The following is a 13,404-nucleotide window of genomic DNA, read 5'->3' on the forward strand; positions in this document are numbered from 1 at the left end:
GATCTCAGCCGCCGAGCCAGTCCGTGAGCCGCCGCTCGCACTCGCGCAGCTGCGCGATGGGGACGTACTCCCCCGCGGTGTGCGCGAGGGTCGGGTCGCCGGGGCCGTAGTTGAGCGCGGGCGTGCCGAGCGAGGCGAAGCGGGCGACGTCGGTCCAGCCCAGTTTGGGCCGGGGTGCCACGCCCAGGACCTCGACCAGCGAGGCCACGGCGGGCCGGCCGAGGCCCGGAGCGGCGCCCGGTGTGACCTCGGTGATCTCGACCTCGTACACGGGCTCGGGGAAGAGATCGCGGAGGTACGCCTCGGCCTGCTCGGGCGAACGACTGGGCGCGAACCGCAGATTGACCGTGATCACGCACAGGTCGGGGACGACGTTGTCGGCGACGCCCGAGCGCACGGCGACGGCGCTGAGCCCTTCGCGGTATTCCAGGCCGTCGATGACGACGCGCTCGGCGGTGTGGTCCTCCAACCGCTGGAGGACGACGGCGGCACGGTGGGCGGCGTTGACGCCCATCCAGGAGCGGGCGGTGTGCGCGCGCTCGCCGCGAACGGTGATGTCGGCCATCAGCACACCCTGGCAGCCCGCCTCGACACCGGCGTCGGAGGGCTCCATGAGGATCGCCAGATCGGCCTGGAGCAGGTCGGGGCGTTCGGCGGCGATCCGGGCGAGTCCGTTGCGGTCGCCGGAGACCTCCTCGCATTCGTAGAAGACGTAGGTGACGTCGCGCACGGGGGCGGTGAGCGTCGCCGCGAGACGGAGGGCGACCGCGACGCCGCCCTTCATGTCGCAGGCTCCGAGGCCGTGGAGGAGGTCCCCGTCGAGACGGGAGGGGAGGTTCCCGGCGGCGGGGACGGTGTCGAGGTGCCCGGCGATGATCACACGCTGGTCGCGGCGCGGGCCGGTGCGGGCCACGACGGAGTTGCCGATCCGCTCGACCGTGAGATGCGGCAGGGCGCGCAGCGCGGCCTCGACGGCGTCGGCGAGTGCCGCCTCGTCACCGCTTTCGGAGGGGGTGTCGACCAGGGCGCGAGTGAGGGCCACGACGTCGGTGGACGGGTCGAGACGAGTCATCGTGCGGTCTCCTCGGTGGCGGCGTCGGGGTCGGCCTGGCCGAGCTGTTGGAGCCTGGAGTGCCTGATGCCGTACAGCCCGTAGACGGCCAGCCCCACGGCCATCCAGGCGCCGAACGCGATCCAGGTGTCGGCACCGAGCCCGTACATCACATAGCCGCAGCAGGCCACTCCCAGCAGCGGTGTCACGGGCGAGAGGGGCACCCGGAAGCTGCGCGGTGCCTCCGGGCTGCGGCGGCGCAGGATCAGGACGGCCACGTTGACCAGGGTGAAGGCGAAGAGGGTGCCGATGCTGGTGGCGTCGGCGAGCGCGCCCAGCGGCACGAGCGCGGCGAGGACCGTGACGAAGAGGGAGACGATGACGATATTGGCGCGTGGCACTCCGGTCCGCGGATGGACGGTGGAGAACACCGGTGGGACGAGCCCGTCGCGGGACATCGAGTAGAGGATGCGGGTCTGCCCGTACTGCACGGTGAGGACGACGCTCGTGGTGGCGACGACCGCGCCGGCGGACAGCAGGATCGGCCACAGCGCACCGCCGCCGACCGAACGGACCAGGACCTCGCTGAGCGTGGCCTCGGTGCCCTCGAACCGCTGCCATGGCATGGCCCCGACCGCCGCCAGCGCGACCGCGCAGTACAGAGCGGTGACCAGGCCGAGCGAGAGGATGATGGCGCGTGGCAGGTCGCGCTGTGGGTTCTTGGCCTCCTCGCCCGCCGTCGAGGCGGCGTCGAAGCCGATGTAGGAGAAGAAGAGCGAGGCGGCGCCCGCGCTCATGCCGGCCGTGCCGAGCGGGAAGAGCGGCTGGAAGTTCCCGGCGCGGAACGCGGTGAAGGCGACCGCGCAGAACAGCGCGAGTGCGGCGATCTTCACCGCCACCATGATGGTGTTGGCGACCGCGCTCTCCCGGGCGCCGCGCAGCAGCACCACCATGGCGAGGATGACGATCGCGGCGGCGGGGATGTTCAGCACCCCGCCCGTGCCGGGCGGTGCCGCGAGCGAGTCGGGCAGGGTCCAGTGGACGGTGAGCTGGAGCAGTTCGTTGACGTACTGACCCCAGCCGACCGCGACCGCGGCCACCGAGACGCCGTACTCGAGGATCAGACACCAGCCGCAGACCCAGGCGACCAGTTCGCCGAGGGTGGCGTAGGTGTAGCTGTACGAGGATCCGGCGCCCGGGATCATGCCCGCCAGCTCGGCGTACGAGAGGGCGGAAAACAGCGCTGTGACCCCGGCGAGCACGAAGGAGATCACGACCGCCGGACCGGCCTCCGGCACCGCCTGGCCGAGGACCACGAAGATTCCGGTGCCGAGCGTGGCACCGACGCTGAGCAGCGTGAGCTGGGTAAGCCCCATGGTGCGGCGCAGCGGGCCGCCGCTCGCGTCGGCGACCAGGCTCGACACGCTGCGTCGCCTGGTCAACCTGTTCTTGCCACCCGCGTCTTCCCCCGGGCTCTGCTGCCCGCCGCGCGGGTGTGTCCGCACACCGTCCACGATGCTGCTCCCTCCGCCGCCGCACTGTCCGGCCCCTGATGATGCGGAACGGAGCGCGCGGAGGGGTGTGCGCATCAGCCAAGAAAGCAAGCTTCACTTTGCACAATCGGCCAAGAATGAGGCGGCCACTCGGAAGCCGATGTTCCCGGTGGAGCTGTCGGGCGTGGGTGGTCGCGGGTGTGGGAGGAGAGCAGCGACTTCCCGTCCTGCGAGTGGGTCGGGGTGATCCCGGCCGCGTCCAGGATGGTGGGCACAATGTCGATGTTGGCGACGATGCGGTTGTCGGTGGTCCCGGCGCCCAGGCCGCCGCCCGGCCAGGACAGGTAGAACGGCACCTCGTGGGCCGGGCGGTAGGCACCGACTTCTTGGTCCAGCCGTGGTCGGCCCAGCTGAAGCCGTTGTCACCGGTGTAGATGACAAGGGTGTTGTCCAGCTGTCCGAGGGCCTGGAGCTTGTCCTTGAACGCCTGCACCGCGTCGTCGACCGACAGCAGGGTTCGCAGCTGCTCCGCCCGGATCGTCTGGCCGTCGGCCGGCGTCCCGGTCGCGTTCCTGATGTACGCCGGCTTGTCGTCCCGGTTGTTCTCGGGCACGGAGGGCCGTCCGTTCCAGTCCGGCACGGCCGTGCCCGCGTCCTTGGCCTCGGGCGTGCGCGGGCCGTGCGAGGCGTACGGGGTGACGTACGCGAACCAGGGGCGGGGATCCGTGACGGCCTTGTCGATGAAGTTCAGGGTCCGGTTCTTGACGACGGTGTGGTGTAGCCGTTGATCGTCTGGACGGTGCCGTTGACGTTCCACTGGGCGTCGACGTACCCCGGCTGCAGCAGCGCGAACTCCTCGAAGTGCGGTGGGTTGTCCGAGAGAGTCCAGGAGTTGAGGTACTTGCCGAACAGGCCGCTGCGGTACCCCGCCTGCTTCAGGTAGCGCTGCACCGTGGTGCTCTGGTCCAGCTGGCAGGAGGCCTTGTTGTTGCGGACCCCGTGGTTGTGGGCGTAGCGGCCGCTGAAGACCGATGACCGCGACAGCAGGATGTTCGGGCGGGTGGCGGCAGCAGCGGAACCGGCGGCCGCCACCTGGGCTTCGCGGGAACCCCGGCCGTGGCTGCGGCGGCCGCCGTACCCGCGAGAAAGCCACGCCGGCTCACCTGCGGTCCTCCCCGGTCACGGCGACATAGACGGCGACATAGTGCTTTCCGGCATCAGCCGACACCTGCCCATTCGGGTGTCCAACTGGTGTCCACAGGTTTCACCCGTACGCCAAGCTGCATCCCCGGTTCGGTCGTCACGAAGTCCTTGCCCGGGAAGTCCGCGAACTTGGTGTACCTGGACTGCGAGGCCACCGGTGACGACTCCGTGCTGGTGGGCGGCCCGTCGCTCTTGGCGTCATCACCGCCGTCCGAACATCCCGCGACGAGTACAAGAGAGCCCACGGCAAGCGCCGTCAGCATGCGAGTCGACACGTGAATCCCTCTCGGACCGGAAACGGAGCCGCATCATAGCGAGCGGGACCGAACACGCATGCCCCAGCACAGGGCAGCATGCCCCGCCGATAACGCTGGGCTACGAGGCTTTCACCTGTTGTCATGACTCGGTCACGCAGTGGCGACCGGGCGGCCATCCGGACGCCCCACAGTCACAGGCACCATCCCTTCCGCCTACGGGGAGGCTCCTGTGTTCCGTGCACCCACCCTGCAACGCCGACGCCGACTTGGCCTACTGATGGCGCCGTTGAGCGCCATCGCGCTGTCCTTGACCGTGCTTTCTCCCGCGGCCGCCACGCCGCCCAACATCCCCAGCGCCTCCACCGCACAGACCGAGCTCAACACGCTGACCGTGGCATCCGAGGGGTCGATGACCGGGTACTCCCGCGACCTCTTCCCGCACTGGATCACCATCTCCGGAACCTGCAACACCCGCGAGACCGTGCTCAAGCGGGACGGTACGAACGTGGTCGTCGACGGCTCCTGCTACCCGACCTCGGGCAGCTGGTACAGCCCGTACGACGGCGCCACCTGGTACGCGGCCTCCGACGTGGACATCGACCACGTGGTGCCGCTGGCTGAGGCCTGGCGCTCGGGGGCGAGCAGCTGGACCACCAGCAAGCGGCAGTCCTTCGCCAACGACCTGAGCTACCCGCAGCTGATCGCGGTCACCGACAACGTCAACCAGGCCAAGGGCGACCAGGACCCCTCCACCTGGCAGCCCTCGAGAACCACTTACCGATGCACCTACGCCAAGATGTGGGTCCACGTGAAGTACCACTGGGGGCTCAAAGTGCAGTCCTCGGAGAAGTCGGCCCTGCAAAGCATGATCAACACCTGCTGACACCACCCCACCCCTTCTCGCCTCACACCTCGAACAGGCCGAGGAACCCCGGGTCCGGAAAGCACGTTCAGGACCCGGGGTTCCTCGACCTGGACGCTTACGTCGCCCATGGGTTCGGAGCCCGCTTCCTCCCAGGCGGCGAAGGCCGCCTGCGCATGTCGCTGTCGCGTGGTCCAACATCCCGCCGGTGCGGGTCACCACGGGTTCGCCTGAGCCGGATCTGGACAGGTCAAGCGACGGCCCGCTAGTGTCGCCGCTAGTTAACGTTAACTAACTACCCGGCGAAGGAGCACATGATGGTCGGCGGTGTTGCCCCAGGCATCGACCAGGAGAGCGAGCTCGCGCTCCTGGATCTCCTCGGGACGGCCTTCGTCACCGACCCGTTTCCCACCCTGGGGACTCTGCGGGACTCCACACCGGTTCACCACGACCCCGGCACCGGCCTGTGGCTGATCAGCCGGTACGCCGATGTGCGTCGAGTGCTGCTGGAACCGGAATCCTACCTTCCGGACAACGCTCAGAAGGCGATCTCACGTCTGTCGATACCGGCCCTGCGCACTCTCGCCGAGGACGGGTTCGCACTGCCGCCGGCCCTCGCCAACAACGGCGGCCCCAGCCACACGGGGCTTCGACGGCTGGTGACGCGGTTCTTCGCCCCACACCGGGTAGCCGCCGCGGTACCCCTGATCGAGCAGTGTGCTCGGGAGCTGCTGTCCGAGGCACAAGCCCATGTCACGGCGCACTCCGTGTACGACCTCTCCGCCGGGTACGCACGGCAGCTGCCCTGCAGGGTGATGATGCGGGTGCTCGGAATCGAGGACGTCGAGCCGCGACTGCTGGTGTCCTGGAGCGACGCGGCGCTGGAACTGTTCTACGGCCGACCCCGGCTGGAGCGCCAGGTCCACCTGGCCGAGCAGGTGGGAGCCTTCTACCGGTGGCTGATGGCACAGGCCGACGATGCCTCCGTGGGCGGTCTGTTCGGCGCACTGCGCGAGCATCGCCTGCCGGACGGCGATGTGCTCGATCGGAGGACCGCCGTGGCCGCGTGCTTCTTCGTCCTGATCGCCGGCCAGTCCACGACCGGTCAGTTGATCTCCACCGTGCTGCGCAGAGCGGCAGCGGACCCGGACATCTGGTCGCGGGTGGCCACGGAAGACGGTTTCAGCGAACGGTGGGTGGAGGAAGTCATACGCCGCGAGCCACCGGTCACGACCTGGCGGAGAGTGGCCGCACGGGACGTGGAACTGTCGGGGGTACGGATTCCCGCTGGGGACGAGCTCCTCTTGATGCTCATGGGAACGGGTTCCGACCCCGAGGTCTTCGCCGACCCCGCAGAGCTCTGTCCGCACCGGCCCAACGGCCGACAGCATTTGTCGTTCGGCCTCGGCCGCCATCTCTGCCCGGGGGCGCACATGGCTCGTACCGAAGCAGCCGTGGCGCTGCGCATGGCCGCGTCCCTGCTTCCGGACGTGGAGCTCGCGGAGGTGGAGTCACCCCCGATGCTGGGCCTGCTGTCGTTCCGGGCACCGGAGCGGGTGACGGTACGGCGTCGACGTCCAGGAAGATGACGCGTGCCGACGCGTTCGAGTGTGTCGGCACCGATGCGCCGGTTCAGCAGACCGCCCGGGGAAGCTTGGCCGGGGTGACGGTGGTGACATGCCGTTCCGTGCCGTCGGCGAAGCGCGCGATGACCATGCGGCCACCGGCCCTCGCGTGACATTCGCCCGTCCATGTCGTCCGCCCGCACCTCAACGCGATTGTGATCTCACACCCTCGCGATGCGGATCTCAATACCCCGCCCCCCGTCTGGGGCACGCACGCTGATGTCACCGCACGCCTGAGCCCGCACGGGTGGGAAGAGACCTCCTGGCGAAGGTGCCCCCGAGCCGCTGACCGGCCACGCCTTTCCGGGCGTGGCCGGTCGGCGGCTGGTGCGATGCTCCGGAAAGCGCGATCTTGAAGGCCGCGATTTCCGGCCATCAGCGCTGCGAACCGCTCTGGCATGGGCGGCCACCTCTGGAAGCACGTCAGGCACGGCTCACGTTGACGGCCCGGTGGCCGACCTCAGGTTGGCTTGCGCCACACGGAGATGTGCTTCGCGGAGTCCTGGGTGAACGGCCCCCCGCCCCAATCCGCGACGCGACGTTCCAGCTCGAGCCCTGCGATCCGAGCCATCAGGTCGAGCTCCGTCGGCCAGGCGTACCGGTGCCGGGAGTTGCCGCGGCGGTAGCGGCCGTCGTCGCCGTCGCGGGTGAAGTGGTGCGAGACGAGAATCTGCTCGACCAGGTCGAAGGTGTCGAAGCCAAGATGCTGCTCAGAGACGTCGAACGGCACCGCGACCTGGCCAGGCGGCAGGAACCGCACCGGCGGCACGCCCAGCTCGATGACAAATCGGCCGCCAGGCTCCAGATGACGCGCGGCGTTGCGGAAGCACTCGACCTGCTCGTCCTGCGTGAGCAGGTTCGTGATGGTGTTGTAGACGAGATAGACCAGGGTGAACTCTCCGGGGACGACGGTGGTGGCCATGTCCCCGATGACTACCGGGAGCGTGTCCTCGTCGATCTTGCGCCGCAGTACCGCTGCCATGTGCTCGGACAGTTCGATGCCGACTACCGGCACGCCGCGTTCCCGGAGCGGGACGCCCACTCGTCCGGTCCCGATGGCGAACTCCAGTGCCCGGCCGTCTCCGGCGAGCTCGGCGAGGAAGGCGAGAGTCGGTCCGAGAACGGCGGCCGAGGACATCTCGGTCTCCTCGGCGTCGTACCGGTCGGCGGTCGCACGGGTCCACAACTCACTGCTTGTCACGGGCGGCCACCTTGCCAGGTGCCGAGGGGCGCTGTCGACGCCTTTACCGTCCACCAACTCCGATCACCACCCACAGCTCGTCGTCGACTTCCCATGGCTTCGCAAGCCTGTTCCCCAGCGACTTTGAACGTGGCACGGGGAGATGTACACGGTCCAGCACCACTTCAGCCACATGCGCCGAGGACCGGTACGAGGACGGGAGTCTCGGTCTTCCACCGGGAAGTGGACGCCTGCACCCGAGCCGTGTTCGTCGACGAAGTCGTGTTGTGCGCGCTGGGTGGTCGAGTCGCGGTCCGCACCTTCAGCGTCGCGCTCGAGCGCTTCGCGGCTCGACGAGGCGGTCGCCGGACACGAGTGTGCCGGCCTGCTTGATCTGCTGGAGCAGAGGAGAGACCTCCATGCTCTCGAGTCCGGACAGAGACCCGATGCGCTCCGCAGTGAATTCGAACAGTTCATCGAGATCGTGGCAGTGCGCCACGGCATGAATGTTGTAGGGGCCGGAGACGGCCGCGGCGAAGGCTATTTCGGGTTCCCGCGCGAGTGTGCGTCCGACGCTCTTGACTGCCGACGGGTGCACGCGGAGCCAAAGGTTCGCCCGAGCGTGATAGCCGAGTGCTGCTGCGACGATCTCGACATCTACGTGGACGACCCGGAGCCGGAACAACGCTTGAAGACGGCGTGATGCGCGCCCAGGCGTGAGGTCCGCCGCTGCGCCGAGATCGACAAGGCTGGCGCGACCGTCCGCCGCGAGAAGGTCGAGCATCTTCTCGTCCTCGGGGGTGAGGCGCACCGGATCGCGAGCGACAACCGGGGATTCCATGAAAGGGGTGCCATCGCTCCCGAGCATCGACTCTTGCTGTGGGGTCAGCGTGCCGTGCAGAGCGGCCCAGTAGTGGCCGCGGCCTCCGACAAACTGACGGAGCATCGCGGACGCGTTGATGTCGATGACGGCTGCGGTGCGCGGAAGTCGCTGACCGAGCAGGTCCTCGCGCTGTTCCCGAGTCCGCGACCGGACCGCGCAGGTGATTTCCGAGCCCGCGGCGCCCAGGGCCACCCAGCTGACGTCGTCGCGCTTCGCCAGTGCGTCGGCGATCGCCGTAACGCTGCCGGGGCGGCACCGCAGTCGCACCAGCCACCTGCTCTGTCCCAGCGCCCCCGGATCGACGACGCCGACGACGCGGATGACGCCATCGGCGCGCAACCGACGAAAACGGCGGCTGACGGCGCCTTCGGTGAGGCCGAGCACAGCCGAGATCGAGGCGAACGAGGCCCGCGGAGCCACCTGGAGCGCACGAATGACACGCACATCGTCCGGCTGCACAGCGGCGGATTCAGCCATGAACACTCCAGTCACGTGGGCAATCGTACAAATCCACGCCCCGGACGTGCCCCGAGGGCGGCGTGGCGGAAACACTTCGAGCGCATCGGGGTGCCGCTCGCGGCGGTTGGCACTCCGATGGCGACCTCGACGCCGGCGGACGCCGTCTCGGGTCGCGACACGTTCACGACGAAGCTCGCTGTGAGCTCAAAACTCGAAGTAGGGGGATGACGCCAAGTGTCATCGACTGACGCGGACCGGCACACGCCGACCGCTCTCATTGTTGGGGCATCCCGCGGTCTCGGGTACGCGATGGCCGCCGAATTTCTCGACCGAGGATGGAACGTCATCGGCACGGTCCGAGACGCAACTGCTCGAACCCTCTTGCACGATCTCGCGGACCGCTCCGACGGGCGCGTCTCCGTCGAGCATCTCGACATCAACGAGCCCCCACAGTTGGCGCCCCTGCACGAGCGTCTCGCGCAACGACGACTCGACGTGCTCTTCGTCAACGCAGGGACCACGAACAACGAGCAGACGCCGATCGGTGCGGTTCCGACGGACGACTTCGTGGAGGTGATGGTCACTAACGCGCTCAGCCCCATGCGCGTCATCGGAACACTCGAAGGCCTCGTGTCTCCGACTGGACTCATCGGGGTGATGTCCTCCGGACAAGGCAGCATCACGAACAATACGACCGGATTGCGCGAGGTCTACCGGGGTAGCAAAGCGGCCTTGAACATGTTCATGCGCAGCTTCTCGGCCCGGCAGTCCGAAACGCAGCGCGCATTCGCACTCATGGCGCCCGGCTGGGTCCGCACGGCCCTGGGGGGGCCGGATGCGCCACTCACCATCGACGAGAGTGTGCCGCGGGTGATGGACGTTCTGCTGTCGAGGCTGGGGAAGCCTGGTCTCGAGTATCTGGATCGTTTCGGTCAGACCGTCCCGTGGTGAAACCCACCGACCTGGACGGCCCCGCCGCGCGCCTGACGACCGGCCGGAAACATCCCTGGGCGCGATCGACACGATCGAGGCCCAGGCCGCCAGGGGCGGACCGCGATACCCGGACCACCAGAATGAGGGCGTCCGTTGGTAGCGCATGCGGTCCGCCACTGACGGCCCGGAGGACATCAACGTGAAGATCATCGCGATCGAAGAGCACTGGAACAGCGTCGATATCCGCGACGCGCTCGAGCGCCTTCAGCACGATGCCCGGGACGAAAGCATCGCCTTCAACACCACAGGCGACAACCAGGCCCGGCTCGAGGACATCGGCCAGGGACGCATCGAGGCGATGGACGCCGCCGGGATCGACGTCTCGATCCTGTCGGTCGTCACGCCCGCCACCCAGGCACTCCCCGCCCGGGAGGCCATCGCGCTGGCCCGGGAGGCGAACGACGAGGCCGCCGAGGCCGTCGGCGCGCATCCGGCCCGCTTCCGCGCGTTCGCGACCCTGCCGACCAGCGATCCGCAGGCCGCGGCCGCAGAACTCGAACGGTGCGCCACCCGGCTGGGTCACGTCGGCGCGATGATCCACGGCCGGACGGGCACCCGTACGCTGGATGATCCCGCCTACGACGACCTGTTCGCCACCGCGGCCCGCTTGCACCAGCCCATTTTCATCCACCCGCAGATCCCGTCGAACGAGCTGCGCGATGTCGCGTACCGAGGCCTGGATCCACTGACCGACCTCGGTCTGGCGACCTTCGGCTGGGGCTGGCACGTGGAGGCGGGCCTGTCCGCGCTGCGGCTGATCCTGCGTGGCACGTTCGACCGCCACCCCGACCTTCAGCTCGTCCTCGGACACTGGGGCGAGATGCTGTTGTTCTGGATGGATCGGGCCGACGGCCTCTCCGCGATGGCGAAGCACCTCGAACGCCGGGTGTCGGACTACATCACGACCAACATCCACATCACCAGCAGCGGGATGCTCCAGGAGCGACTGCTGCGCCACGCTCTCGACTTCACCGGTGCCGACCGGGTGCTGTTCTCCACCGACTACCCCTTCCACCGGCCCGGCGCGGCGGCGGTCGAGCGGTTCTTCGACGCCATCCCCGGGCCCTCGGACCGATCCAAGATCGCTTCCGGCAACGCGGAGGCACTGTTCCGGCTGGACTGGCCTGACGCTCCCGGTCGCTGAATGCGGCCGGTGCCGAGGAAGACGCAGCAGCGCCCGTTTCTTCTACCGCTCGTGGTCGAAGCCCGGTGGCTGCTCGCCGCGCGAGCCTTCCTTCGAGGGTTCGTGGTCGGTGCAGCCGGTCAGGACGGCCGCGGTCATGGTGAGGTGCTGGGCCAGCACCTCAGCCGCGGTATCGGCATCGCGGGCCAGCGCCGCCTCCTCCAGGCGGCGGTGCTCGACAACGCCGTCCCGGTCGGGGTTGCGTCGCGCCGACCAGCGGCGAGCCAGCTCGCTCGCGGTCCACATGCGGTCGAAGGTCTCCAGCAGGACGGGGTTGCCGCAACCCTCCAGCAGGGTGCGGTGGAAGACCCGGTGGGCTTCGGACCATGCGCCGCTGTAGTACTCGCCCTCCTGGGGCACGTACGCCGGGGTGCGGGCCAGACGGTGGTGGGCGGCTCGTACCCGGGCCTCCCAGTCGATGTCGCCGCGTTCGATGGACATGCGCAGCACGACCGGTTCGATGGTCCGGCGAGCCTCCGCGATCTCCTGCCAGCGGCGGTCGGAGAAGGCCGGGACGGCGAAGCCGCGGTTGGGCAGCCGGTCGGCGAGGGCCTCGCCGACCAGCCGCACGAGCGCCTCGCGCACGACGGCCAGGCTGACGCCCTGTTCCTTGGCGAGGTCCTGCGGTTTGAGGGCGTCTCCGGGGGCGTAGTCCCCGCGCATGATCGCGTCCCGCAGGTGTGCGTAGACCTGCTCGGAGAGCATCTGCTTCCCCGACGAGGTCGAGGTGTGGGCCGTCTCTGTCATGCCTCCAGCATAGACGATCCAGCGAATAATCGATTATTGATGCTATGGTCGATCGACAGGCGATGAAAGCGACGGCAGTGCCCGCCGCTACGCGACGCTGCGGGCCCTCCGCCGACCGCATCACCGCCCCCCACAGCACGACTTGAAAGGAACGACGCGATGAGCGCCAACGACCCCTTCGCCCGTCTCCCCGAGGCGGCCCCCTTCCCCGTTACCAGCACCACCGTCACCGACGGCGCCGCCTGGTCACCCGAGCAGTTCTCCTCCGGCGTCCCCGGCGGGAAGGACGTCTCCCCGCAGCTGTCCTGGAGCGGCGCGCCGGAAGGCACCAAGGGCTATGCCGTCACCGTCTACGACCCCGACGCCCCCACCGGGTCCGGGTTCTGGCACTGGGCGGTCGCCGACATCCCCGCCACCGTCACCGAGTTGCCCGAGGGCGCCGGTGACGACACCGGCTCGGGCCTGCCCGAGGGCGCCTTCCAGCTGCCGAACGACGCCCGCGCAGCCCGCTTCATCGGCGCCGCCCCGCCGGCCGGGCACGGCCCGCACCGTTACTTCGTCGTGGTGCACGCCCTCGACGTCGAGTCCATCGGCATCCCGGCGGACGCCACCCCGGCCGTCCTCGGCTTCACCATGGCCGGCCACATCCTCGGCCGCGCGGTCCTGACCGCCACCGCCGAGACCCCGGCCTGACGAACAGCATGTCCCGACTCATCGACGCCACGGAGATGTATCTCCGCACCATCCTGGAGCTCGAGGAGGAAGGTGTGGTCCCCATGCGCACTCGCATCGCCGAGCGCCTGGACCAGAGCGGCCCCACCGTCAGCCAGACCGTCGCCCGTATGGAGCGCGACGGCCCGCTGCACATCGCCGGCGACCGGCACCTGGAACTGACGGAGCAGGGACGGCGGATCGCCACCCGCGTGATGCGCAAGCACCGGCTCGCTGAGTGCCTGCTGGTCGAGGTGATCGGGCTGGAGTGGGAGCAGGCCCACACCGAAGCCTGCCGCTGGGAGCACGTGATGAGCGAGGCCGTCGAACGCCGCGTCCTGGATCTGCTGCGGCACCCGACCCAGTCGCCCTACGGCAACCCGATCCCGGGCCTGGAGGAGCTCGGCGAGAAGAGCACGGTGCGTCCGTTCCCTGACGAGACCATGGTCAGCCTCAGCAACCTGGAGCCCGGGCCGAACGGCGCGAGCGCGGTCGTACGGCGCATCAGGGAGCCGATCCAGACCGACCCCCGGCTGATGTACACCCTGCGGCGCGCCGGAGTGCGGCCCGGCGCGGTCGTGAGCGTGACGTCGTCGCCTGGCGGTGTGATGGTCGGCTGCGGTGGGGAGACCGCCGAACTCCCCACGCAGAGTGCCGCACACGTCTTCGTGACCAAGAGCTGAGCCCCGCCGCGCGCACGCCCGTTGCCGTGGCCCGTGCGGGCACGCGGATGGCTCTCGACCACGATCGTGGTCGA

The 13,404-nt window shown here is 69.1% G+C and carries 14 protein-coding genes and 2 pseudogenes; 6 read left to right on the forward strand and 10 right to left on the reverse strand.

What is annotated here, in order from left to right; all coding sequences use genetic code 11:
• Window positions 1-4: 4 nt before the first annotated feature.
• The 7 genes and pseudogenes from dapE to HUT19_RS02320 form a co-directional block, all read right to left on the reverse strand.
• A complete protein-coding gene (gene dapE / locus HUT19_RS02305; RefSeq protein WP_176178819.1) occupies window positions 5-1,072 on the reverse strand; it encodes a succinyl-diaminopimelate desuccinylase in 1,068 nt (355 codons plus the stop codon).
• On the reverse strand, window positions 1,069-2,556 hold the full coding sequence (locus HUT19_RS02310; RefSeq protein ID WP_254885384.1) for an amino acid permease: 1,488 nt from the start codon (window positions 2,554-2,556) through the stop codon (window positions 1,069-1,071). Before HUT19_RS02310 ends, dapE begins: the two co-directional genes overlap by 4 nt.
• 83 nt (window positions 2,557-2,639) lie before the next feature.
• On the reverse strand, window positions 2,640-2,954 hold the full coding sequence (locus HUT19_RS44165) for a sulfatase/phosphatase domain-containing protein (RefSeq protein ID WP_368661740.1): 315 nt from the start codon (window positions 2,952-2,954) through the stop codon (window positions 2,640-2,642).
• Between the two features lie 56 nt (window positions 2,955-3,010).
• Window positions 3,011-3,361, reverse strand: a pseudogene (locus tag HUT19_RS42665) (hypothetical protein); the annotation flags it as partial.
• Complete coding sequence (locus HUT19_RS42670; RefSeq protein WP_254885385.1) at window positions 3,292-3,636, reverse strand: sulfatase-like hydrolase/transferase; 345 nt, start codon at window positions 3,634-3,636, stop codon at window positions 3,292-3,294. The pseudogene HUT19_RS42665 and the gene HUT19_RS42670, both read right to left, overlap by 70 nt.
• Before the next feature lie 14 nt (window positions 3,637-3,650).
• Window positions 3,651-3,707: pseudogene (locus HUT19_RS44170) on the reverse strand (twin-arginine translocation signal domain-containing protein); the annotation flags it as partial.
• A gap of 54 nt (window positions 3,708-3,761) precedes the next feature.
• On the reverse strand, window positions 3,762-4,022 hold the full coding sequence (locus HUT19_RS02320; RefSeq protein WP_176178821.1) for a hypothetical protein: 261 nt from the start codon (window positions 4,020-4,022) through the stop codon (window positions 3,762-3,764).
• Window positions 4,023-4,281: 259 nt separating this feature from the next.
• On the opposite strand from HUT19_RS02320, the gene HUT19_RS02325 reads away from it, so the two are divergent.
• Complete coding sequence (locus HUT19_RS02325; RefSeq protein WP_176186381.1) at window positions 4,282-4,887, forward strand: HNH endonuclease family protein; 606 nt, start codon at window positions 4,282-4,284, stop codon at window positions 4,885-4,887.
• A gap of 293 nt (window positions 4,888-5,180) precedes the next feature.
• Complete coding sequence (locus tag HUT19_RS02330) at window positions 5,181-6,455, forward strand: cytochrome P450 (protein ID WP_176178822.1); 1,275 nt, start codon at window positions 5,181-5,183, stop codon at window positions 6,453-6,455.
• 496 nt (window positions 6,456-6,951) lie between these two features.
• On the opposite strand, the gene HUT19_RS02335 is transcribed toward HUT19_RS02330, so the two are convergent.
• Window positions 6,952-7,692, reverse strand: a complete 741-nt coding sequence (locus HUT19_RS02335) for a class I SAM-dependent methyltransferase (protein ID WP_176178823.1) — start codon at window positions 7,690-7,692, stop codon at window positions 6,952-6,954.
• Window positions 7,693-7,993: 301 nt separating this feature from the next.
• Entirely contained in the window at window positions 7,994-9,031 is a 1,038-nt protein-coding gene (locus HUT19_RS02340; protein ID WP_176178824.1) for an Lrp/AsnC family transcriptional regulator, read from the reverse strand.
• Between the two features lie 216 nt (window positions 9,032-9,247).
• Between HUT19_RS02340 and HUT19_RS02345 the strand changes: the two genes are divergently transcribed.
• Together HUT19_RS02345 and HUT19_RS02350 are read left to right on the forward strand one after the other, a co-directional pair.
• Window positions 9,248-9,964, forward strand: a complete 717-nt coding sequence (locus HUT19_RS02345) for an SDR family NAD(P)-dependent oxidoreductase (protein WP_176178825.1) — start codon at window positions 9,248-9,250, stop codon at window positions 9,962-9,964.
• A 145-nt stretch (window positions 9,965-10,109) separates the two neighbouring features.
• The gene (locus HUT19_RS02350; RefSeq protein WP_254885387.1) at window positions 10,110-11,150 is read left to right on the forward strand and encodes an amidohydrolase family protein; all 1,041 of its coding nucleotides are present in this window, start codon (window positions 10,110-10,112) and stop codon (window positions 11,148-11,150) included.
• A 42-nt stretch (window positions 11,151-11,192) separates the two neighbouring features.
• Here the strand turns inward: HUT19_RS02350 and HUT19_RS02355 are convergent, their stop codons facing one another.
• Window positions 11,193-11,936 (reverse strand): GntR family transcriptional regulator, encoded by a 744-nt coding sequence (locus tag HUT19_RS02355; RefSeq protein ID WP_176178826.1) that lies wholly within the window; start codon window positions 11,934-11,936, stop codon window positions 11,193-11,195.
• Window positions 11,937-12,095: 159 nt separating this feature from the next.
• On the opposite strand from HUT19_RS02355, the gene HUT19_RS02360 reads away from it, so the two are divergent.
• Window positions 12,096-12,629: a YbhB/YbcL family Raf kinase inhibitor-like protein gene (locus HUT19_RS02360; RefSeq protein ID WP_176178827.1), complete on the forward strand. Its 534-nt coding sequence runs from the start codon at window positions 12,096-12,098 to the stop codon at window positions 12,627-12,629.
• A gap of 8 nt (window positions 12,630-12,637) precedes the next feature.
• Window positions 12,638-13,330 carry a metal-dependent transcriptional regulator gene (locus HUT19_RS02365; RefSeq protein ID WP_176178828.1) on the forward strand — a complete coding sequence of 231 codons (693 nt, stop codon included), beginning with the start codon at window positions 12,638-12,640 and terminating at the stop codon, window positions 13,328-13,330.
• The last annotated feature ends 74 nt before the right edge of the window (window positions 13,331-13,404 follow it).

The organism is Streptomyces sp. NA02950 (assembly GCF_013364155.1).
Classification (GTDB): domain Bacteria; phylum Actinomycetota; class Actinomycetes; order Streptomycetales; family Streptomycetaceae; genus Streptomyces.